This is a genomic window from Kribbella aluminosa (assembly GCF_017876295.1).
Lineage (GTDB): Bacteria > Actinomycetota > Actinomycetes > Propionibacteriales > Kribbellaceae > Kribbella > Kribbella aluminosa.
The window spans coordinates 1427096-1448044 of sequence record NZ_JAGINT010000002.1 but is presented as its reverse complement, the minus strand read 5'-3'; the positions used below and the strand labels follow the sequence as shown (position 1 = coordinate 1448044).

20 protein-coding genes are annotated in these 20949 nt (G+C 68.8%); 14 read left to right on the top strand and 6 right to left on the bottom strand.

Going from position 1 to position 20949, the window contains the following annotated elements:
• Positions 1 to 10: 10 nt before the first annotated feature.
• Positions 11 to 706, bottom strand: coding sequence for a M15 family metallopeptidase (locus JOF29_RS28305; RefSeq protein WP_209697459.1), 696 nt, complete (start codon positions 704 to 706; stop codon positions 11 to 13).
• 179 nt (positions 707 to 885) lie between these two features.
• On the opposite strand from JOF29_RS28305, the gene JOF29_RS28300 reads away from it, so the two are divergent.
• The 3 genes from JOF29_RS28300 to JOF29_RS28290 all read left to right on the top strand — a co-directional run bounded on the left by JOF29_RS28300 (position 886) and on the right by JOF29_RS28290 (position 4282).
• Positions 886 to 2241 carry a sensor histidine kinase gene (locus tag JOF29_RS28300; RefSeq protein WP_209700046.1) on the top strand — a complete coding sequence of 452 codons (1356 nt, stop codon included), beginning with the start codon at positions 886 to 888 and terminating at the stop codon, positions 2239 to 2241.
• Positions 2238 to 2978 carry a response regulator gene (locus JOF29_RS28295; protein ID WP_209700045.1) on the top strand — a complete coding sequence of 247 codons (741 nt, stop codon included), beginning with the start codon at positions 2238 to 2240 and terminating at the stop codon, positions 2976 to 2978. The genes JOF29_RS28300 and JOF29_RS28295 overlap by 4 nt, the downstream gene beginning before the upstream one ends.
• 209 nt (positions 2979 to 3187) lie before the next feature.
• Entirely contained in the window at positions 3188 to 4282 is a 1095-nt protein-coding gene (locus tag JOF29_RS28290; RefSeq protein WP_209697458.1) for a winged helix DNA-binding domain-containing protein, read from the top strand.
• Here the strand turns inward: JOF29_RS28290 and JOF29_RS28285 are convergent.
• Positions 4267 to 4629 (bottom strand): MmcQ/YjbR family DNA-binding protein, encoded by a 363-nt coding sequence (locus JOF29_RS28285; protein ID WP_245359528.1) that lies wholly within the window; start codon positions 4627 to 4629, stop codon positions 4267 to 4269. The genes JOF29_RS28290 and JOF29_RS28285 overlap by 16 nt on opposite strands.
• A 43-nt stretch (positions 4630 to 4672) precedes the next feature.
• Between JOF29_RS28285 and JOF29_RS28280 the strand changes: the two genes are divergently transcribed.
• From JOF29_RS28280 to JOF29_RS28265, 4 genes are all read left to right on the top strand, one after another.
• Entirely contained in the window at positions 4673 to 5749 is a 1077-nt protein-coding gene (locus JOF29_RS28280; protein WP_209697457.1) for an alpha/beta hydrolase, read from the top strand.
• Positions 5709 to 6455 carry an esterase family protein gene (locus JOF29_RS28275; protein ID WP_209697456.1) on the top strand — a complete coding sequence of 249 codons (747 nt, stop codon included), beginning with the start codon at positions 5709 to 5711 and terminating at the stop codon, positions 6453 to 6455. The genes JOF29_RS28280 and JOF29_RS28275 overlap by 41 nt, the downstream gene beginning before the upstream one ends.
• Positions 6456 to 6575: 120 nt before the next feature.
• Complete coding sequence (locus tag JOF29_RS28270; RefSeq protein WP_209697455.1) at positions 6576 to 7805, top strand: ATP-grasp domain-containing protein; 1230 nt, start codon at positions 6576 to 6578, stop codon at positions 7803 to 7805.
• Positions 7798 to 8664 carry an amidohydrolase family protein gene (locus tag JOF29_RS28265; protein ID WP_209697454.1) on the top strand — a complete coding sequence of 289 codons (867 nt, stop codon included), beginning with the start codon at positions 7798 to 7800 and terminating at the stop codon, positions 8662 to 8664. The genes JOF29_RS28270 and JOF29_RS28265 overlap by 8 nt, the downstream gene beginning before the upstream one ends.
• Before the next feature lie 215 nt (positions 8665 to 8879).
• Here JOF29_RS28265 and JOF29_RS28260 read toward each other — a convergent pair whose 3' ends face one another.
• Entirely contained in the window at positions 8880 to 9167 is a 288-nt protein-coding gene (locus tag JOF29_RS28260) for a hypothetical protein (protein WP_209697453.1), read from the bottom strand.
• Here JOF29_RS28260 and JOF29_RS44770 point away from each other — a divergent pair.
• Positions 9133 to 10617 (top strand): HNH endonuclease, encoded by a 1485-nt coding sequence (locus JOF29_RS44770; RefSeq protein ID WP_281067534.1) that lies wholly within the window; start codon positions 9133 to 9135, stop codon positions 10615 to 10617. The two genes, JOF29_RS28260 and JOF29_RS44770, sit on opposite strands and share 35 nt — an antisense overlap.
• Positions 10618 to 10999: 382 nt before the next feature.
• On the opposite strand, the gene JOF29_RS44765 is transcribed toward JOF29_RS44770, so the two are convergent.
• A complete protein-coding gene (locus tag JOF29_RS44765; RefSeq protein ID WP_209697452.1) occupies positions 11000 to 12775 on the bottom strand; it encodes a class I SAM-dependent methyltransferase in 1776 nt (591 codons plus the stop codon).
• Positions 12776 to 12951: 176 nt separating this feature from the next.
• On the opposite strand from JOF29_RS44765, the gene JOF29_RS28240 reads away from it, so the two are divergent.
• The 4 genes from JOF29_RS28240 (at position 12952) to JOF29_RS28225 (ending at position 16332) form a co-directional block, all read left to right on the top strand.
• A complete protein-coding gene (locus JOF29_RS28240) occupies positions 12952 to 13434 on the top strand; it encodes a GNAT family N-acetyltransferase (RefSeq protein ID WP_307863736.1) in 483 nt (160 codons plus the stop codon).
• A 9-nt stretch (positions 13435 to 13443) separates the two neighbouring features.
• Positions 13444 to 14202: a class I SAM-dependent methyltransferase gene (locus JOF29_RS28235; protein WP_209697451.1), complete on the top strand. Its 759-nt coding sequence runs from the start codon at positions 13444 to 13446 to the stop codon at positions 14200 to 14202.
• Positions 14199 to 14369 (top strand): hypothetical protein, encoded by a 171-nt coding sequence (locus tag JOF29_RS28230; RefSeq protein ID WP_209697450.1) that lies wholly within the window; start codon positions 14199 to 14201, stop codon positions 14367 to 14369. Before JOF29_RS28235 ends, JOF29_RS28230 begins: the two co-directional genes overlap by 4 nt.
• Before the next feature lie 160 nt (positions 14370 to 14529).
• Positions 14530 to 16332 carry a glycoside hydrolase family 2 protein gene (locus JOF29_RS28225; RefSeq protein WP_209697449.1) on the top strand — a complete coding sequence of 601 codons (1803 nt, stop codon included), beginning with the start codon at positions 14530 to 14532 and terminating at the stop codon, positions 16330 to 16332.
• On the opposite strand, the gene JOF29_RS28220 is transcribed toward JOF29_RS28225, so the two are convergent.
• Positions 16317 to 17423, bottom strand: coding sequence for a YeiH family protein (locus tag JOF29_RS28220; protein WP_307863735.1), 1107 nt, complete (start codon positions 17421 to 17423; stop codon positions 16317 to 16319). The genes JOF29_RS28225 and JOF29_RS28220 overlap by 16 nt on opposite strands.
• An 86-nt stretch (positions 17424 to 17509) precedes the next feature.
• Between JOF29_RS28220 and JOF29_RS28215 the strand changes: the two genes are divergently transcribed.
• A complete protein-coding gene (locus JOF29_RS28215) occupies positions 17510 to 18283 on the top strand; it encodes a GntR family transcriptional regulator (RefSeq protein WP_307863734.1) in 774 nt (257 codons plus the stop codon).
• Positions 18284 to 18324: 41 nt separating this feature from the next.
• Positions 18325 to 19110: an arylamine N-acetyltransferase family protein gene (locus JOF29_RS28210; protein WP_209697447.1), complete on the top strand. Its 786-nt coding sequence runs from the start codon at positions 18325 to 18327 to the stop codon at positions 19108 to 19110.
• 622 nt (positions 19111 to 19732) lie between these two features.
• Here JOF29_RS28210 and JOF29_RS28205 read toward each other — a convergent pair.
• The gene (locus JOF29_RS28205; RefSeq protein ID WP_209697446.1) at positions 19733 to 20434 is read right to left on the bottom strand and encodes a hypothetical protein; all 702 of its coding nucleotides are present in this window, start codon (positions 20432 to 20434) and stop codon (positions 19733 to 19735) included.
• Positions 20435 to 20949: the final 515 nt, after the last annotated feature.

Below are 20949 nucleotides of genomic sequence, written 5' to 3'. Positions count from 1 at the left end.
ATCCCCCTGGTCAGTTGTCTGCCTTGGCCAGCGCATGTGGTTCGCGCGGCGGGCACTTCGTACCTGGCGTGGTGATCGCCTCGAAGTGCCACGGTTCGTTGTCGTACCGGCGGCAGATGCCGTACCGCCAGCCGTTCTTGTCCAGCCACGTCATCGCGGCCGCCGGAGCGATGTCGACGGCCTTGCCGAGCACGTGGGCGGAGTACTGGGGAGGCAGCACCCAGCGGGTCGCCGCCGCGTACGAGCCGTACTTCTCGATCGCCTCGTTCAGCAGGCGCTGCTGTTTCGCGGCGCTGCGCCTGCCGGAGTTGATCCGGATCGGGACGCCGTCGGCCGTCGCGGCGGCGAAGGCCTTCTTCAGCCGGGACTGGAGCTTCGGGGAGAGCGCGTCGATGTCCTCTTCGCGCGGCACCTGGGTCGTCGTCTTCGTGGACTTCTCGGTGGGACTCGTGGTGGTCCGCGACGGAGTCGTCGTCGTACGGCGGGCTGTGGGCGTCCGAGTGGGTGTCGCCGTCGCGGGCGGGACGCTGTACGCGGGCGCGCTGTTCGTCGACACCACCGGCCGCTTGTCCCCGCCGAGGCCCACGGCGTCCCCGACCTGCTGGTGCCAGATCAGCAGCGACCCGGCGACCGCACCGACCCCGACCACGCCGGCCACTGACAGCAACCGCGTCCGCGGCGCCCGGTGCGGGAGGTGCTCCGTCATGGGGTACAGCCTTTCTGATCAGGGCGGTCGACGCATCCGTCCCAGGGACCGTCCTTCAGCCCTATCTGTCGGCCCTGAGTATCAGTTCGGACGCCGAGCCTCCTCCAAAAGTTGGAGAGAACGCCCCTCCGGTCAGATGAAGCTTCAGCAAACAGAGGCTGACTACGCTGGGCGACGTGATGGGACTTTGGCGGCGATTGACGCAGGGGCAGCAGGATCTGCTGGTTGCTGCGGTCGTCGGGGTGATCTGGTTCGCGGCGCTGAACCTGATCAACGACACCTGGCTGCGCCCGCACAACCCGGCGGTTTCGGTGGTCACCGGGTCCTTCCTGGTCGCCACGGTCGCGTTCGCGCGGCGGATCCCCCGGACCATGCTGGTGATCGTCTCGGTCCTGTACCCGTTCCTGTACGCCGCGGTCGGCACCGGTCTGGCCGCTCAGCTCGGACTGACCATCTTCGGGCAGCCGGAGATCAGCGACGCGGCCCTGCAGTCGGAGATCCACCTGGTCCCGCTGCTGGTCGTCGGATACCTGGCGGCGTCGGCGGGCGTCCGGCGGTTCACCTGTCTGTTCTTCACGATGGGCAGCCTGGCCGGGTTGATGATCGGACTGCCGACCGTGGTCGCGATCGTCCTCAGCCACGTCAACCGGGCGGTGCTGCACGGCCCGCGGTACAAGGCCCTGCCCCGCGACCTCGGCAGCCTGTACACGTACATCGACGTCTCACTGTTCGTGTTCGCCGAGGCACTGATCTGCGGGATGGTGCTGCTCGGCGCGGACACCCGCCGGCGCCGGAAGTCGGTCGCGCTGCTGGAGCAGCGGAACGCCGAACTGGTCCGGCTGCGTTCGGTCGAGGCCGAGCGGGCCGCGGTGGCCGAGCGGACCCGGATCGCCCGCGACCTGCACGACGTGATCTCGCACCACGTCAGCGCGGTGGTGATCCGGGCGCAGGCCGCGGACCGGGTGGCCGACCAGCGGCCCGAAGTACTGCGGGAGGCGATCCGCTGGATCATCGTCAGCGGCAAGGAGGCGCTGGCCGCGATGCGCGAGACGGTACGGGTGCTGAACACCGCGTCGCCGCAGATCGCCGGCGACACCGGTTCGGGCGGCGGGACCGCGCCGGTGCCGGACCTGGCCGACGTGGCCCGGATGGGTGAACGGCTGAAGGCGGTCGGGATCGACGTCACGATGGTGCTCCCGCCCCGGCAGCGGCAGCTCAGCTCGGCGACCGACCTGACCGCGGTCCGGATCATCCAGGAGGCGCTGACCAACGTGATGGTGCATGCGAAGGCCACCGCGGCGCGGGTGACCTGGCAGAGTGGACCGCAGGGCGAGTTGCTGACCATCGACGACAACGGGAACGGCGGCCCGCCGCCGGTGAACGTACTGGAGACGGCGCGCCGCAAGGAAAGCGGTCGCGGCAACGGACTGATCGGGATGCGGGAACGGGCCACAGCGGTCGGCGGCACCCTCGCCGTCGCGGCCGGCCCCCTGGGTGGATGGAGAGTGCAGGCATGGCTGCCGCCGCAGAAGTGAGCGAGCCGATCCGGATCCTGGTCGCGGACGACCAGGGCGTGATCCGGATGGGCCTGGCGATGATCCTCGACCACGAGCCGGACCTGAGCACGGTCGCGCAGGCCGAGAACGGCGAGGACGCGCTCCGGCTGATCGACCAGTACGACCCGGACGTGGTGCTGATGGACATCCGGATGCCGGTGATGGACGGCCTGGTCGCCACCGAGCGGATCACCGCGGCGAACCGCGCGGCCGGGCGGGCGCGTCCCGCCGTACTGGTGCTGACCACGTTCGACGACGAGGCGTATGTGCTGGCGGCGGTCCGGGCCGGGGCGTCCGGGTTCCTGCTGAAGGACACGGACCCTGATCTGCTGGTGTCCGCCGTACGCGCGGTGCACCGGGGCGACTCGCTCGTCGACCCGGCGTCGACCCGGGTGCTGCTGGAGCGCTGCATGGAGCTGGAACGGCAGTTCGACGGCGGTACGGCGAGCCAGGCGCCGGCGCAACCGGACCCGCGCTGGGTCGGACTGCTGGCGCAGCTCAGCGAACGCGAGCGGGAGATCCTGGTCTGGATGGCCCGCGGCCTGTCGAACCGCGACCTGGCGACCAAGCTGTTCGTCAGCGAGACGACGGTCAAGACCCACGTCAGCTCGGTCCTGTCGAAGCTCGGCCTGTCCAGCCGCGTCCAGGCGGTCGTCGTCGCCTACGAGGCCGGAGTGGTCCGGCCGGGCGAGGCGGACGTCCGCTGGGAAACCTAGACGAACATCCAGACCCCTACCGCTGCGGCAGTAAGCAGGATCACGACGGTCACGATCTGGCTGAGCGCCGACGCCGACTGGCGTCGGGGCAGGAAGTCCCCGTTCATATCTCCAGAGTCGCTCGCGGAACCGGCGTACCCATCGGCCGTCAGGATGGTTCCGGTCTACTACCTGAGGATGACCGGCCGTGGCTTTCGTAGGCTGTCGCGGTGAATACCCGTGTGCTCAGCCGGCGTGAGCTGAATCGTGCGTTCCTGCAACGGCAGCAGTTGCTGCGCCGGGAACCCGGATCGGCGGCCGAGCTGATCGAGCGGCTGGTGGGGCTCCAGGCGCAGGCGCCGCTGGCGGCGTACGTCGCGTTGTGGTCCCGGCTGGAGAACTTCGACCCGGCCGAGCTGTCGTCGCTGATGACCGCACGGCAGGCCGTCCGGGCTTCACTGATGCGGGCCACGATTCACCTGGTCACGGGCGACGACTGCCTGCGGTTGTGGGGGCTTGTGCATCCGGTCGCGGACCGTGGGCTCCGGGGCTCGTTCGGCAAGCAGCTGGCCGGGGCGGACGTCGACGCGGTCGTTGCCTTTGGCGCCGAGTTGCTGAGCCGGGAGCCGTACAGCCGCGCCCGGCTGCGGGACGTGCTCGGCGAGCGCTGGCCGGACTGGGACGCGAACGCGCTGGCGTACGCCGTGAGCTACCTGACCGGCACGGTCCAGGTCACTCCGCGCGGCGTGTGGGGAAAGACCGGCCCGGCCGCGCTGCAGACGATCGAGAGCTGGCTGGGCCGTCCACCGGTGCCGGATCCCTCGATCGACGCCCTGGTACTGCGGTATCTGGCGGTGTTCGGCCCGGCGAGCGTGGCCGACGTACAGACCTGGTCGGGCCTGACGAAGCTGCGTGAGGTGGTGGACCGCCTCCGCCCCGGACTGCGCGTGTACGCCGACGAGGACGGGCGGGAGCTGTTCGACGTACCGGATGGACCGCTGCCTGATCCCGGGACGCCCGCGCCGGTCCGGTTCCTCCCGGAGTACGACAACCTGCTGCTGTCGCACGCCGACCGGCGGCGCGTGAACCCGGCCGGACGCCCGGTGCCGCTCCCGCCCGGCAACGGCGCCGCGATCGGCACCGTCCTGATCGACGGCGACTACCGGGCCGACTGGCGTCACCACCGCGGCACGAGTCTGCAGATCACCCCCCACGAGCCGCTCACCGCAGACGAACAGCAGGCAGTCGCGGCCGAAGCCACCGAGTTGCTCGGCCTGATCGGCAGTGCGGACACGCCGGTCGTGGTCGGTCAGTCCCCGAAATAGGCGGTGCGGACCTTCTTCGGGACGCACATCGACCAGGCATCCAGGACCAGTTCGCGGAGTTCGTCGTACTCGACGGCCGCCAGGTTGAGCTCGATCCACTGGAAGCGCTCGTCGGACGGGCGCGGCGGGAGGAACTTGTCCGGTTCGGCGGCCAGCGCGGCGGCGCGTTCCTCCCGCGGGAAGCCCAGGCCGATGGTCTGCTCGTCGGCCGCGACCGCGAGGTACACGATCTGGCCGACGCGGAACTTGATCCGGTCCCGGACCAGTACCTCGTAGCTGCGCGGGAGGTCCGCGGTGATGGCGCGGATGTCGGTGAGATCGACCACGTTCCCACGATAGACAGCCATCGCTGACAGCTTGTGTCAGTGTTTCCGCCGGTACCTTGGTTGGATGCCTGGTGTCGTGAGCGCGGTCGAAGGGGCCGAGGTGGTGTTCCGCCTCGGTGACGCTCCGCATGCGTTCACCGGCGTCCGGTTGTGGCAGGAGCTGGGACTTCCGGCGGAGCTGCTCGAGTTCAAGCCGGTCGGCTACGGCTGGGAGCTGCGGCTGCCGCGGCCGTCGGTGCACCGGATGGAATACCTGTTCGACATCGCCGACCTCGGCATGCGGACCGATCCGACCAACCCGCGGGTGGTCGGCGGCGCGTTCGGGGACCACTCGTGGCTGCCGCTGCCCGGGTACGTCGAGCCGGCCTGGATCGCCGTACCGCCGCTGCCGTCGACGTTGACGCCGCTGACCGTGGACTCGCCGGTCGGGCCCGTCGACGTCCAGGTGTGGGCGCCGGAGGGGATCGCGCCCGGGTTCGAGCTGCCGTTGCTGCTGGCGCACGACGGCCCCGAGTTCGCGTCGTACGCCGGCCTCACGCACTACGCGGGGGCTCTCGTTGCCTCGGGCAGCCTCTCGCCGTTCCGGCTGGCGCTGCTCCGGCCGACGTCGCGGAACCTCTGGTACGCGGCGAATCCGCAGTACGCCTCAAGTTTGACGCAGTACGTCGTACCGGCCGTGCAGGCGCAGTACCGGAGCCGGCGGCCTGTGCTGATGGGGGCGAGCCTCGGCGCGCTCGCGGCACTGCATGCGGAATGGCACTTTCCGAACACGTTTTCCGGGCTGTTCCTGCAGTCGGGGTCGTTCTTCACGCCGGAGACCGATCCGCAGGAGTCGAAGTTCGAGTGCTTCGCCCAGGTCGCCGGGTTCGTGGAGCAGGTGCTGACGGCGGCCGCGGCGCCGAGTACGCCGCTTGTCGCGATGACGGCCGGGACGACCGAGGAGAACGTGCACAACAACCGGGTGCTGGCGGCGAAGCTGGCCGAGCTCGGGCTGTCCGTCGTACTCGACGAAACTCCCGACATGCACAACTTCACAGCCTGGCGGGATGTACTGGATCCTGAGCTGACGGAACTACTGCGACAGACCTGGGGTGGGGCCGATGGAACGGGAGCAGGTCGAGTTGGAGGCGCCGGGGCTTGACCGCCGCGGCACGCTGATCCGGTACGGCCACTTCGGCCGCCCGGTGCTGGTGTTCCCGAGCGAGCAGGGGCGGGCCTGGGACTACGAGAACAACGGCATGGTCGACGCGGTCGCTTCGCTGATCGAGGCGGGCCGGGTGAAGTTGTACTGCGTGGACTCGTACGACCACGTCAGCTGGTCGGACCGGAGCATCCAGCTGGAGCTCCGCGCGCGACGGCACGAGCTGTACGAGTCCTGGATCGTGAACCAGGTGGTGCCGACGATCGGGACGGACTCGCCGGGCGGCGCGGACATCATCACGACCGGGTGCAGTCTCGGGGCGTTCCACGCGCTGAACTTCGCGTTGAAGCGGGCGGACCTGTTCCCGGTCGCGATCTGCCAGTCCGGGAACTACGACGCGGCGAGCTGGCACGCGTGGGGCGAGCGCGGCCACGCGACGTACTTCAACAACCCCGCCGACTACCTGCCCGGGCTGTCGGGCGACCACCTGGAGTGGTTACGCTCGCGGCTGTTCATCCTGCTCACGGTCGGGCAGGGCGACTGGGAGACGAACCCGACCGGCTCCCTGCCGTCGGCACGCGCCACGGCCGCCCTGTTGGAGGCGAAGGGCATCCCGCACGAGCTCGACCTCTGGGGGTACGACGTCGCCCACGACTGGCCGTGGTGGCGACAGCAGATCGCCCACCATCTGCCGCGGTTCTGTTAGGCGGACCTCCACGCAGGCAGAACCCCGGAATCGGGGGTCTTTGCGGCACTCCGGACGGGGTTCTGCCTGCGTGGCGGTCCGGTCTACCCTCGAATCCACGCCGAACTTCGGAGGACCACCGTGACCGACCGCTCCCGCCATCTGATCGGGTTGTTGCTGGGCGCCGAGGAGGACTGGCCGCAGGCGTTCGAGGCGCTGCTGCAGCGGGTCGGGCCGGTTTCCCTGGACGGGCATGAGCACGAGTTCGGATCCCGGCGGCTGACGATCGAGCCGTTCGACCTGAACGATCCGGTCCGGGTCGGGCTCGTCATCGACCGGCTCGCGTACTGGTACTACCACCCGCGCGAGTGGCTGAAGAAGGCCGCGCTGATGAACGGGACGTACCTGCTGAACTCCCCGTTCACGTTCCAGTCGATGGAGAAGCACTCGGCGTACTGCGCGATGCTCCGCCTCGGGCTGAAGATCCCGCGGACCGTGCTGGTGCCGTACAAGAACCCGGTCAACAACGTGCGCTGGGCGTACACGTCGGCGAAGTACAACCAGCCGTTCGACCTGGACGCGCTGGCCGCGGACCTCGGGTACCCGCTGTACATGAAACCGTTCGACGGCGGCGGCTGGCGGGGCGTGTCCCGGATCGAGAACGCCGACGACCTGCACCGCGCGTACGACGAGTCCGGCGAGATGCTGATGCACCTGCAGGCCACCGTCGACTACGACAAGTTCGCCCGGGCGCTGTCGATCGGCGCCGAGACGATGGTGATGGACTTCCGCCCGGACGAGCCGATGCACAACCGGTACGCCGTCTCGCACGACTTCCTGAGTCCGTCCGCGGGGCATCAGACGGTGGCGATCAGCCGGATCGTGAACGCGTTCTTCGGCTGGGAGTTCAACTCCTGCGAGATGCTGGTCGCCGGCGACGACGTGTACCCGATCGACTACGCCAACGCCTGCCCGGACGTCGCGGTCACGTCGCTGCACTACTACTTCCCGTGGGCGTTGAGCGCGCTGGTGAAGTGGTCGGTGTTCTGCCTGGCGACCGGCAGGCGCTCGTCGATCGACCTGCACACCGAGCGGTACTTCGAGATCGCGGACAATCCCGACCTCGACTACGACGCCAAGCTGGACGGGTACCTGGCCCTCGCGGACGAGCACTTCGAGACGGCGAAGTACCAGGAGTGGTGCGCCGCCCACCTCGGCGACTTCGACCTGCGCGTCCGGGACTGGGTGGCGGGACCGGACTTCGAGCGGGTGCTGCGCGCGACGGTGGCGGCGACGTACCCGCCACACGAGCAGGAGAAGTTCTTCGCACACTTCAAGGGCCTCACCGATCTGTGGGTCGCCGATGCGTGACTCCGACGTGCCGGCGTGGTGGCAGCGGCTCGGGCTCGACGGGTTGGTCGACGTACACGTGCACTTCCTGCCGGACCGGGTACTGAACGCGGTCTGGGCCTACTTCGACCAGGCGTCCTCGCACTACGGAACCGAGTGGCCGATCACCTATCGGACGTCGGTGGAGGAACGGCTGAAGACACTGGATTCCCTTGGTGTACGGGCGTTTCCGGCGCTGGTCTACCCGCACAAACCGGGGATGGCCGAGTCGCTGAACTCCTGGGCGCGCGACTTTGCATCCCGGACACCGGGCTGTGTCTCGAGTGGCACGTTCTTTCCGGAGCGGTCGGCGGCTTCCTATGTGCGTGAAGCCCTCGAGTTGGGGACGCGGATCTTCAAGGTGCACGTGCAGGTCGGCGACTACGACCCGCGGTCCGGCGAGCTCGACGACGTCTGGGGACAGCTGGCAGAGGCCGGCGTACCCGTCGTCGTGCACTGCGGGTCGGGGCCGATCCCCGGGCGGCATACCGGTCCGGGGCCGATGGGCGAGGTACTACGGCGGCATCCTTCGCTGACGGCGGTGATCGCGCATCTGGGGATGCCGGAGTACGCCGAGCATCTGGCGCTCACGTCGTACCCGAACGTGCATCTGGACACGACCATGGCGCTGACGCCGTTCGTCGAGGCGATGATGCCGTTCCCGCGGGAACTGGTGCCGCGGTTGCGCGACCTGCAGGACCGGATCGTGCTCGGATCGGACTTCCCGAACATCCCCTACGAGTACGCCGTACAGCTCACGTCACTGGAGTCCTTGGACCTCGGCGACGACTGGCTGCGCGCGGTGTGCTGGGAGAACGGCACCCGACTGCTCGCCCTATAGTTGCCTTAGGCAATATCCACAGGCTTGTGGTCGCTGCGTAGATCTGTGGATAACATTTTTCCCTTGTTTTGAAGGGGATCCGGCTTTGAAAACTGTCGGAGGGCGTGTCTAGAGTTTGCTGCATGGAACGGGCACCTGAGTTGATGAGCGAGCAGGAACTCGTGCGCGCCCTCGACCAGAACGTCGCTGACACCGCACGCCTGCACACCGACCGCCTACGCATGATCGCCGCATTTGACAAGGCCGGCTACGCCGAACGCGTCGGTGCCCGTGACACCTGCCAGTTCATCGAGTACCGCTTCCGGCTCGACCACTACCGCGCCCACCGCGAGGTGCAACTCGCCCGGTCCCTCCCCAAGTACCAGGTGATCACCGGGTGCCTGGACGAGCTGAGCCTGCACCCCGCCCAGGCCGAAGCCATCGTCCTCGAACTCGAAAAAACCCCCAACACCGTCCCGGCCCCCCGACCTGGAATGCGCCGAACGCGAACTCGCCGCCCTCACCCACCTCCCACCCTCCGAACTCCGCAAAGCCACCGTCGCAGCCCGCAACATCCTCGACACCGACGGCCCCGAACCCGAAGAACACAAAGCCGCCGCCCGCGAAACCCTCACCCTCGCCTCCATCGACCGCGGCGTGAAGTTCAAGGGCTACCTCGCCAACGAAAACGCCGAACTCCTCCGCACCCTCATCACCACCGGAGCACGCCCCCACAAAACCCTCGACGGCACCCCCGACCCCCGCTCCCGCGAAAAACGCCAAGCCGACGCCCTCACCACAACCCTGACCCTCGCCGCCACCGCCCTCGACGCCGGCACCCCATCCCCCACCATCCCCCGCCCCACCACCAACACCCCCACCCCAAACACCCCCACCACAGCAGACCCCCGCACCACAGCAACCCCCACGAACAACGCGTCCACAGCCAACCCGGCCCACGCTGCAACGCCCAACCCGACCCAAGCTGCACCAGCCGGCCCGAGCCACGGGGCAACCGCCGACCTGGGGAATGGGACGCCAACCCGCACACACGGCACCGGTGCCACGGCGACGACTCCTGCAGGTGCTACCGCGACGACCGGTACGGGTAGCGACGTGGTGCCTGGGTTCGGGGCCAAGGCGAACATCACCGTCACCATCGACCTGGAAGACCTCAAAGCAGCCACCGCCGACGCCATCGGCCAAACCGTCTACAGCAACGGCCTGTCCGCAGCCACCATCCGCCGCCTCGCCTGCGACGCCAACATCATCCCCATCGTCCTCGGCTCACAGTCCGAACCCCTCGACGTCGGCCGCCGCGAACGCCTCGTCACCAAAGCCATCCGCCGCGCCCTGAACACCCGCGACCGCGGCTGCGTCGTCTGCGCAGCCCCACCCGTCATGTGCGACGCACACCACCTCATCTCCTGGATAGACGGCGGCCCGACAGCCCTGACAAACCTCGTGCTGCTCTGCCGCCGGCACCACACCGACCTCCACAAGGGCCACTGGAACATCACCATCACGAGCAACACCGTCCACGTCGCCCGCCCCACCTGGGCCGACCCGCCATCCCACCCAGGCCCACCCCCGGACACCGCATCACCACCAGCACCAGCACCGCCACCTGCACCAGCACCGCCACCACCTGCACCAGCACCGCCACCTGCACCAGGACCGGCACCGGCATCGCCCGGCCACTCCGACGCCGGTCGAACGCCCACGGCCGACGTACGCCTCGAAGATCCACTCCCGCGCCGTACGGCCGTAAGCCGATCGGTCACGGACCCACGATCGGACGGCCAGAATCCGGAAGCATTACGCGCCGCGACCTACCTAGCGATCTGGGGCGAGCCTCTTCCAACCAGTCACCAGGACAAGCCGCCGCACGGGCTCCCGAAGCCCACCCCGATCGACCCATGGAGCGAACCCCAACCCACCCCAGCCTCACCCGCCCGTGACCACGCCCGCTGACCTGGCGCAGGTCCACCCGAGTACTGACGACTCGCGCCCAGCACCCCCGGCGAAGTCGGTATGCCCACACATGCACACCGACCGGCTACGGAGCTATCCGGGCGGCCCCGCCCCACCGCGCTGGGAAAACACGCCGCCAGCCTGTGAAGACACCTCAGGAGCAGGAGCAGCGGCAGCGGCAGGAGGAGGAGGAGGAGGAGGAGGAGGAGGCGACGGCGGCCGACGGCCGACGGCGACGGCTCCCACCTCCAACGTGTACAACCGCCCCAGGCTCGCCTCACACCGCTCCGACGCAACCACCGCTAGCGCCGCCGTGTCGGTCGCGAGCCCGATCGCGGCCGTCACGTACCGCCGCCAGAGCAGTTTCAGCTGTGTGGCGCAGCTACCGGGAAGGTCCGGTCCTAGACTGCCGGCGGCGAGTCAGTACATACGCCGTCGGAGTCGCTCCGTTGTATCTGAGCAACCGTTCCCGCACGACCTTGAACGAGGTCTGCTGTACGGCGGCTCGCAACAGCCGCTTGTCCTCGGTCAGCAGCACCACACGCCCGTCGGACGACAGCACCCGCTCGAGCTCTGCGAGCACTGCCGGATACAAGCGCCGATTCTCGCGATGACTGCCGACCTGCTTCCCGAACGGCAGATTCGCGACCACCCGATCCACACACCCATCAGCCAAGGGAAGCGCCTCCGCCCGAGCCTCCACCACCCCAAACGCCCCCACACCGACCCGGCCCTCGCCGACGACCGCCGTACCAGCACCAGGCACAACCCCCTCCACCCCCGCAAAACCAGCACCACCCACCACCAACCCCCCGGGGACGATGGCGTGGACGACCCGGGGTGTGCCCGTGGGATGGGCGCAGACAGCCTGCCCGTCCGTGCGGTGGACGTCCCAGACAGCCCGCCCGTCCGTGCGGTCAGCGCCGCAGACATCCTGCCCATCCGTGGGGTGAGCGTCTAGGACGGGCTCCGCGTCCGTGAGGTGGGCGTTTTGGACGGGCTGTATGTCGGTGGGGTGGGCGTTTTGCACGACCTGCGCGTCCGTGAGATGAGCGTTTAGGACGGCCTGCGCATCCGTGAGGTGGGCGTTTTGGACGGGCTGTATGTCGGTGGGGTGGGCGTTTAGGACGGCCTGCCCGTCCGTCGGGTGAGCGCTTTGGACGGGCTGCGCGTCCGTGAGGTGAGCTTTTTCGATGGGCTGGGTGGGTGTGGGGTGGGCGTTTTGGGTGGCCAGTTCGAGGGCGGGACGGTGGTGGTCGGCGCCAAGCAGGTGGGTGGTCGGCTCGTGGTGGTGGGCGGCGCGGAGGATTGTGCCGGTGCCGCAGAACGGGTCGAGGAGGCGGTGGCCGGGGCGGAGTTTCGCCATCCGTACGAGGACTTCGGCGACGATCAGGTTGGTTGACCACGGCAACCGTTCGGGCCGGCCGAAGCGGCGGGTCCAGGTCAGTGGGCCGAACTGGGCGATGCAACCGTCGGGCGAGTCTGTGAGGTTGACGTCCCAGTTCGCGGGGGAGTTCTGCCAGCCGTGATGGTGTTCTGTCGCGGCGATCAGGTGGTGGCGGCGGGTGGGATCGGAGGTGCCGACGCGGAATCTGATCGGAGGCGCGAGGGTGCTGAGGAGTCCGGTCCGGAGGGACAGGTCGAGGTCGGGGAGTTCGACCGTCGAATAGTGCGGGCAGGCGGCCAGCTCGTCGATGGGTCCGTCGAGGGTGCACTCGACAGTGTCGGCGGACGTCTGGCGGATGGAGTGCACGGACGGCATCGCTCGCAGGTCCCCAGCGAGGAGGTCGGCGGCACCGTCGATGGTGCGCAGTACAACGCGGTCGATGAGCGGGTGCCCGGTGTGGGGGCGGTCGGTGAGCGGGGCCTCGGTGAGCGGGTGGTCCGTGAGCGGGAACTCGGTGAGCGTGGCCTCGGTGCAGGGACGGTCGGTGGGCGGCGGGTGCTCGGTGAGCGGGGCTTCGGTGAGCGGGTGGTCCGTGAACGGGGGCTCGGTGAGCCAGGCCTCGGTGAGTGGGGCCTCGGTGCGGGGGTGGTCCGTGGGCGGGTACTCCGTGGGCGGGTACTCCGTGGGCGGGTACTCCGTGGGCGGGCGCTCCGTGGGCGGGCGCTCCGTGGGCGGGGGCTCCGTGGGCGGGTGGTTGTTGGTGCTGGGCACGGGTGCTCCTGGAAGGTTGCGATCGACGGGGTGGTCGAAGCGCGGTGTGGGCATGCCGTGTCGGGCCGACCCCGTTCGGGGCCTGCCGCGGTCTGCCTACACCTTCAGGAACGCTGCATCGAGGATCAGCCTAAGGCTCCTCGGCGTACTGGCTCAGCTGCTTTTACGATGCGGGGGTGGAGCACATCGTGGAGGAGCGACCGCCGTATGACCCGGAGCTGGTGGCGCTTCTGGAGGCCGCGTTCGCGGAACTGGTCGGCCGATACGGGGCCGAAGGGCGCTCGCGGGTCAAGGTCGGTGCGCGGTACTTCGTCGTGCTCGACGGCGGGCGGCACGCGGTGGGATGCGGGGCGCTGCAGACGTTCGGGCCCGGCAGCGAGCACCCCGGCGACGCCGAGCTCAAGCGGATGTACGTCGCTCCGCAAGCACGCGGCCGTGGGTTCGCGCGGGCCGTCCTCGCGGCGCTCGAGAAGGCGGCGCGCGCGGCTGGCCACCCGGCGCTCCGGCTGTCCACCGGGCATCGGCAGCCCGAGGCGATCGCGCTCTACGAGTCGAGCGGGTATGCGCGCACCGACCCATGGGGCAAGTACGTGAACGAGCCCTCGACGTACTGCTACGCGAAGGTCCTGGAGGACGAGATTCGCCTTGTTCTGCAGTAGAATTCGGAGGTGACGGACACTCGGATTCATACCGTGGACCAATTGCTGGACGTGCTGGATCGGGTGGTGAGTGCGAGCGGCCGGGGTGATCGGTCGGACGCGTCCGCTGCGGAGTACTGGAGCGGTTTGCTGACCACGCCGGGGCATCCGCTCGCGACGCAGCTTCCCGACGAGGCGTTGGTGGATTGGGAGCAGCGCGGGCTGCTCGGGGAGCTCGACGGGGCCCGCGTTCTTGATGTCGGGTGTGGTGCGGGGCGGAACACCCGATGGTTCGCCGGGCAGGGGGCGATCGTCGACGGGATCGACCTCGCGGAGGATCTTCTCGACCGGCTTCGGCCGGACATGCCGGGCGCGGTCACGCTGACGACTACCGACGTACTGCGGGATCCGCTGCCGGAGCGTGCGTACGACGTCGTGTACGACTCCGGGTGCTTCCACCACATCGCGCCGCACCGGCGGATCACCTATCTGCAGCGGGTGCTGCCGCTCGTGCGGCCCGGCGGGCGGTTCGGGATCGTGACGTTCGCGGCGGAGCGGATGGAGGCGCCGAGCGACCTCGATGTCGTCGCCACGGGGGACACGTACGGCGGTATGGCGTTCTCGCTCGACGACCTCCGCACGATCTTCGCCGGCCTCACCCCGATCGAGCTCCGCGCGGTCCGCGCAGACCCACCAGACCGCGCAGACCGTGCAGACCGCCCGGGCACCTTCGCCGCGGACTTCCTCAACGCCGCGCTCTTCACCCGGCCGCCTACGCAGGCCGCATGACCGGTGACAGAACCCTGCGCCTGAACGTCGTGTACTGCGCGGTCGAAGCCGTCACGCTGATGGCGTTCGCGCGCCCGTCGGCCGACCTGACCGAGCTTCCCGCGGCGGCTGTCGCACGCGCCGGGCTCGGCGTACTCGCCTGTTCCGCGCACACGTCGCCTACCTGACGGCAAGAGCACCACGCCCGCAGGCGCTCGCGCTCGAGGCGATCGGTCGGAAACCAGTCGGCTGACTGGCGGGAAGCTGAGGTCGGTACGCCGTTGCCCAGGCTATTTCAACGTTGTAAAGTGCTGCTGCCCCTACCAGATCAGCATCACGGGAGAGTTCATGACGCAGCCTCGTGCGGAGTACCCGCGTCCGCAGTTCGTTCGGCCCGACTGGCTGAACCTGAACGGTGAGTGGCAGTTCGAGATCGACCGGTCGGACTCCGGACTGGAGCGCGGCCTCCGGGAGCGTGAGCTGGAGCGGCGGATCGTCGTACCGTTCGCCCCGGAGACCGAGCTGTCCGGGATCGAGGACGTCGACTTCATGGAGGCGGTCTGGTACCGCACCACCGTGACGATCCCGGCCGACTGGGACGGCAAGGACGCGGTGCTGCACTTCCAGGCCGTCGACCACGACGCGACCGTCTGGGTGAACGGCGAGGAGGTCGTCCGGCACCGCGGCGGGTTCACCCCGTTCAGCGTGAACCTGCGGCACGTCGCCAAGCCCGGCGAGCAGGCGACCGTCGTCGTCCGCGCCCGCGATACGCACCGCGGCCCGCAGGCCCGCGGCAAGCAGAGCCAGCTGTACGCCAACCACAGCTGCCTCTACACCCGCACCACCGGCATCTGGCAGACCGTATGGCTGGAAGCCGTGCCCACGGTGCACCTGAAGCGGCCGCGGATCACCCCGGACGTCGCGGGCTCCAGCTTCCACCTCGAAGTGCCGGTCTCCGCGAACAAGCCCGGCTACAAGATCAAGGCATACCTGAAGGACGCCGACGGCGAGATCACCACCGCCGAGGTACGCGCCGACCTCGACCTCGCCCCACGTCTCACGCTGCAGGTGCCGGCCGACCGCGTCCGGCTCTGGGACACCACCGACCCGCATCTGTACGACGTCCGCCTCGAGCTGATCGATGCCGAGGGCAACATCACCGATGCCGCCGACAGCTACGCCGGACTCCGGTCGGTGAGCATCAACGGCAAGGCGATCCTGATCAACGGCAAGCACGTTTTCCAGCGGCTCGTCCTGGACCAGGGGTACTGGCCGGAGAGCCTGATGACGGCGCCGTCCGAGGAGGCGATCGTCAAGGACATCGAGCTGAGCCTGGCGGCCGGGTTCAACGGCGCGCGCCTGCACCAGAAGGTGTTCGAGGAGCGGTTCCTGTATCACGCGGACCGGCTCGGATACCTGGTCTGGGGCGAGTTCGGCGACTGGGGCTCCGGCGTCGGCGACACGGGCAACGACAACCAGCAGCCGACCGCGACGTACGTCGGTCAATGGCTGGAGGCGGTCGAGCGGGACTACAGCCACCCGAGCATCGTCGGCTGGTGCCCGCTGAACGAGACGCACCAGCTGCTGCACGACCGGATCACCCAGCTCGACGACGTCACCCGCGCGATGTTCCTGGCCACCAAGGCCGCGGACACCAGCCGCCCGGTGCTGGACGCGTCCGGCTACAGCCACCGCGTCCCCGAGACCGACGTCTGGGACTCGCACAACTACGAGCAGGACCCGGCCGAGTTCGCGAAGCAGATGGCGGACCTCGTCAACGACAAGCCGTACGGCAACACCCGGGACGACAAGCCGCTCTCCCTGGCGTACGACGGCCAGCCGTACTTCTGCAGCGAGTTCGGCGGCATCTGGTGGAACGCCGAGAAGGCCGCCGCCGGGAGGAGCGGGAACTCCGCGGACTCCTGGGGCTACGGCCAGCGGGTCGCGACCGAGGAGGACTTCTACGTCCGCTTCGCCGGCCTGATCGACGCGCTGCTCGACAACGAGCTGATGTTCGGCTACTGCTACACGCAGCTGACCGACGTGTTCCAGGAAGAGAACGGCATCTACAACTTCGACCGCAGCAACAAGCTCGACGTCCCGCGGATCAAGGCGATCCAGGAACGTAAGGCCGCTTACGAGAAGGACTGAAGCAGCAGGCTGCCGACCGCGACCAGGATCCAGAGGATCGCTCCCAGGAAGAGCGGCCTGGGTCCTGCGTCGCGGAGCTCGCGGGGGCGCAGTGACAGGCCGATCCCGGCCAGTGCGGCGGTGATCAGGGTGCTGCCGACGAGAGTCAGTGTTGGCAGCCAGCTCGACGGTACGGCGCCGGCCGAGCGGAGGCCCGCGGCGGCGACGAAGCCGATCAGGAACAGCGGTACGAGTTTGCGCCACGGCAACGGTTTGCGGATCGAGGCCGTGGCGCCCGCATAGGAGCCGTCCGACGTCGCGTCGAGCGCCCGGGCCGCGCGGTTCTCGCGGCGGATCTTCAGCGCGACCAGCGTCAGCACGATCGGGATCAGCGTCAGCGACCGGGTCAGCTTCACGACGATCGCCTGATCGCCGGCCGCCTGGCTGTACGCGTACCCGGCGGCGACCACCGACGACGTGTCGTTGACCGCCGTACCCGCCCAGAGGCCGAACGCCTCCGAGCTCATCCCGAGCAGGTGGCCGAGCGGCGGGAACGTCAATACCGCGACGATGTTGAAGGTGAAGATCGTCGCCATCGCGTAGGCGACCGAGGAGCGCTTGGCGCCGATCGCCGCGGTGGCCGCCGCGATCGCCGAGCCGCCGCAGATCGCCGTACCGACGCCGATCAGGGTCTGGGTGTCGCCGCGGACGCCGAGGATGCGACCGAACAGCCACGCGCCGCCGAGCGCGATCGCGAGCGTGCCGAGCATCACCGGCAGCGACGAGACGCCGACCCGCGCCACCTGCTGCAACGACAGCCCGGTGCCGAGTACGACGATGGACAACTGGAGCAGCGTCTTCGAGGCGAAGTCGTAGCCCGGGCGCCAGACCTCGGAGCGCAGGACCGGGATCACGCTGCCGGCGATAACGCCGAGCACGATGCCGAACACCGGGCCGCCGACGATCGGAACCAACCGGCCGAGCGGTACGGCGACGGCCGTCACCGCGAGCACGATCGCGAGCCCGCGCCGCCGCGACAACGCCGTACCGAAGCGACGGAGGACGGGAACAGCGGCGGTCAGGTAGTGAGGTGTCCTAACCTCGAGCTGCACCACTAGCCGGTTCCCTCCTGCGAGAAATGTACGTACATTCACGGTAGGAGATGACCGGACATTTGGCAACTCTGGAAGGAACCCGTGTGCGCAAGCTTGAGCGAGGCGGCGGCGAGCCGCTCTGGAAGCAGCTGCAGTCGGACCTCGTCCGGCGGCTGCGGTCCGGGGAGTTCGACGACGCGTTCCCGGGCGAGCTCGCGCTGGTCGACGAGTACGCGGTCAGCCGGCACACCGTCCGGCAGGCCCTCGTCCAGCTCCGCACGGACGGCCTGATCGTCGCCGAGCGCGGCCGGCAGCCCCGGGTCGCGGCGATGCCGGAGATCCGGCAGCCGATGGGCGCGCTCTACAGTCTGTTCTCCTCGGTCGAAGCCTCGGGCCTGCCGCAGCGCAGCGTCGTACGGGCGCTCGACGTCCGCGCCGACGGCGTGGTCGCGGCCCGCCTGGACCTGGAGGAGTCGATCCCGCTGCTGTACCTCGAACGCCTCCGGTACGCCGGGGACGAGCCGCTCGCGCTGGACCGCGTCTGGCTCCCCGCGGCCCTCGCGGAACCGTTGCTCGACGCGGACTTCACCCACACCAGCCTGTACAACGAACTCGCGAACCGTACGGGCGTCGTACTGGATCACGGCCGCGAGGACATCCGCGCGGTCACGCCGACCACGGCCGAACGCAAGATCCTGCACTGCCCTTTGGACGCTGCCGTCTTCTCGATCGTCCGCCAGGGCAGCGCCCAGAACCGTTCGGTCGAATGGCGGCACACGATCGTCCGCGGCGACCGGTTCGCGCTGTCGGCCGAGTTCTCGGCGCACGCCGGCTACCGCCTCACCCCGAGCAGCACCGCTCTTACCCAGGCCTGGTGAGGGTTGACCTCAAGTGCGCTGGAGGTGTTGAGGTAGTCGCCATGTGGGACATCGAGAAGCTGGACCTGGACGCCTACCTGGCGCGGATCGGGCATGCGCGGGTTGCGCCGTCGGCGGATGCGTTGCGGAGTTTGCACCGGGCGCATGTGCTGGCGATTCCGTTCGAGAACGTCGACGTGGTGCTCGGGACGCATCCCGGGATCTCGCTGGACGCGATCCAGGCGAAGCTGGTCGGGCGGCAGCGGGGCGGGTACTGCTACGAGCATGCGTTGCTGTTCGGGGCGGCGCTCGAACAGCTCGGGTTCGACGTCGTACGGCGGGTTGCGCGGGTACAACCGCACAAGTCCGGGCCGCGGACGCATGCGCTGTTGAAGGTCGGGGTCGACGGGGAGGAGTTCCTGGCGGATGTGGGATTCGGAGCGGGGCAGTTGTATCCGACGCCGCTGAAGGACGGCGTCGTGGTCGACCAGGCCGGGTGGGACCACCGCCTGACCCACGACGGCGATGTGTGGACCTTGTCGAAGCAGACGCCCGACGGCTGGATCCCCCAGCACGCCTCGAACGACGAACCGGTCCGGCCGATCGACTACGAGGTCTACCATCACTACGTCTCCACCCACCCCAACTCCCCCTTCACCGGCCGCCCGGTGGTCATGCGAGTAGCCGAAGGCGAGGTACGCCGCCTGGTAGGCGACACCCTCACCACCGAACACCCCAACGGCCAAACCACCGAACGCCCAGTCCCACCAGCCGACCTCCCCGACGTCCTGTCCTCCCTGGACGTAGTCCTCAACGACGAAGAAATCGACCGCCTCCGCCTGCTGTAACCCACGGGCACACGGTGAACCGCGCGCATGTGGCGAACCGCGCGCATGGGGCGAACCGCGCGCATGGGGCGAACCGCGCGACTCGGCGGGGATCCAGCAGGTGCTCGAGTTCGGATGTGGTCCGCCTTCCGCGTGCTACGCAGGTACTCCGGTCGCTGCGCTCCCTCCCGCACCTGCTCTGCGCGCTCCCACCCACCGGCCCAGGGTCGGCAGTTCCCGGCCGGCGCCGGGAGTTGCGAGCTGCCGCTCGCGAGTGACTGCTTGGCGGACGCGCTTCGCAGGGCGACGCGTGGTGAGTGGCGCGGGCGTCGTCCCGCGGCAGTAAATCCAGCCCGAAGCGGACCGGCTCCCGATGTCCCCGGGGCGACCACACCGGACGACCCTCCGGGAGACCACAGCGGAAGGTCCGCCGAGATCGCAAACTTGAGTTCCAGCGCGCGGAGGTTGGTCATCCTGCGGACCTGTGAACACCTCGTGGGGTCTGGGGACAAGCTATGGCGTGTTCCTAGACCCCACGAGCTGTTCACAGTCACGCTGCCGGGGCTCGGCCGGCGTCCGGATCGGCCGATCACGCGGCACGGCGGTTTGGCACGCGCACCGTCACCACCTGTCGACACTCGACTCATGTTGTCGGGACGACAGTCGCCTGCGCATCGGACGATCTGCTGTGTAGAGAGATCTCCAACCGCGAGGAGACGAGGCGCCTTTGGACAGTGCGAGGGTTGCGCCCAGACCGACAAGCACTGCGTTGCTGTGTGATCCACTGCTCCAAGTCATCCACCGATTGGGCTATTGATCGCCCAGTGGTGTCGAGTAACTGGGTGTCCCACCTGGGATCGTCCTTGGTCCATGCCGACCACCGATCCCAGAACATCTCCGGCCAGCCGCCGTCGATGATGACGTCTGGGCGGTAGCGAGGATCTTCCGCGTGTCCACGGTGCCAGGTACTCCAACCGACGAACGCATCAACGACTGCTGGCGGCCACCGGTCGCCGTCGCGTGAACTGAGACGCCGACGCCTCTCGGTATCTGCGACATCCACCAGACACACCGCGATGCCGTCGAGCAGCGGCGCGGAGGGTGAAGCCAAAATCTCACCGAGCGGCGACTGTCCGGTCAGAAGAAGATCCAGCCCGCGGCTTTGACACTCCAACGCTCGGCCGATCCACAGTTCTGTCGTGCGGTGTCGCCAACGTGTGTCCGCATCCTCCGGTACGCCGATCTCGTCGTGGTCATGGATAACCAGGCCATGCAGCCTGGCGCCCAAGGCACGAGCCAGCGTCGTCTTGCCCGAACAACTCGAACCGGTCAGTGTCAGCAACATGCCACCAACCTTTGCAGCGTCGCTGCCCCCGAGCGACTGGTTTCCGCCAGTGACCGGATCGCTCTTGGCGCTTCTGCGTTTGTCCTGGGATGGGTCGAAGCTGCGTGAAAGCGGGGGAAGCAGAACAAGCCGTGAGTAGAGGCCACCTGTTTGGATACGAAACGCCCCAAAACGTCGCCGATCGACGGCCACTGCTCTGCGTGGGAGTTACCAGTCACGCGGAAGATCCGACCAGCGACGCGTAGCGCCGCATAACCTGGATAGCCAATCCGCGGGTTGTGGGTTGAGCCGTACGGGACGTGACTGGGGATTTCCGTTCCGGGCGTTAACAGCGTGGACTTCTGACGGCTTGGAAGGCCCGGGGCGGCGTGACCTGAGCAGTTGCCGGAGGTTGGTCTGGAGGGCCGAGCGGAGGGGGTGTTGTCTCGCTCGGGCTGACCGGTACATCTCGGCGTCGGCCGCTGGCACAGGCTGACGAGATCCGTTCGTCCGCCAGGCCTCCTGACGAAGATGGC

Excerpts from the sequence above, each read along its gene's own strand:
- JOF29_RS28305 (WP_209697459.1), bottom strand. The coding sequence starts at position 706 with ATGACGGAGCACCTCCCGCACCGGGCGCCGCGGACGCGGTTGCTGTCA.
- JOF29_RS28300 (WP_209700046.1), top strand. The coding sequence starts at position 886 with ATGGGACTTTGGCGGCGATTGACGCAGGGGCAGCAGGATCTGCTGGTT.
- JOF29_RS28285 (WP_245359528.1), bottom strand. The coding sequence starts at position 4,629 with ATGGCTGTCTATCGTGGGAACGTGGTCGATCTCACCGACATCCGCGCC.
- JOF29_RS28280 (WP_209697457.1), top strand. The coding sequence starts at position 4,673 with ATGCCTGGTGTCGTGAGCGCGGTCGAAGGGGCCGAGGTGGTGTTCCGC.
- JOF29_RS28275 (WP_209697456.1), top strand. The coding sequence starts at position 5,709 with ATGGAACGGGAGCAGGTCGAGTTGGAGGCGCCGGGGCTTGACCGCCGC.
- JOF29_RS28265 (WP_209697454.1), top strand. The coding sequence starts at position 7,798 with ATGCGTGACTCCGACGTGCCGGCGTGGTGGCAGCGGCTCGGGCTCGAC.
- JOF29_RS28230 (WP_209697450.1), top strand. The coding sequence starts at position 14,199 with ATGACCGGTGACAGAACCCTGCGCCTGAACGTCGTGTACTGCGCGGTC.
- JOF29_RS28225 (WP_209697449.1), top strand. The coding sequence starts at position 14,530 with ATGACGCAGCCTCGTGCGGAGTACCCGCGTCCGCAGTTCGTTCGGCCC.
- JOF29_RS28210 (WP_209697447.1), top strand. The coding sequence starts at position 18,325 with ATGTGGGACATCGAGAAGCTGGACCTGGACGCCTACCTGGCGCGGATC.
- JOF29_RS28205 (WP_209697446.1), bottom strand. The coding sequence starts at position 20,434 with ATGTTGCTGACACTGACCGGTTCGAGTTGTTCGGGCAAGACGACGCTG.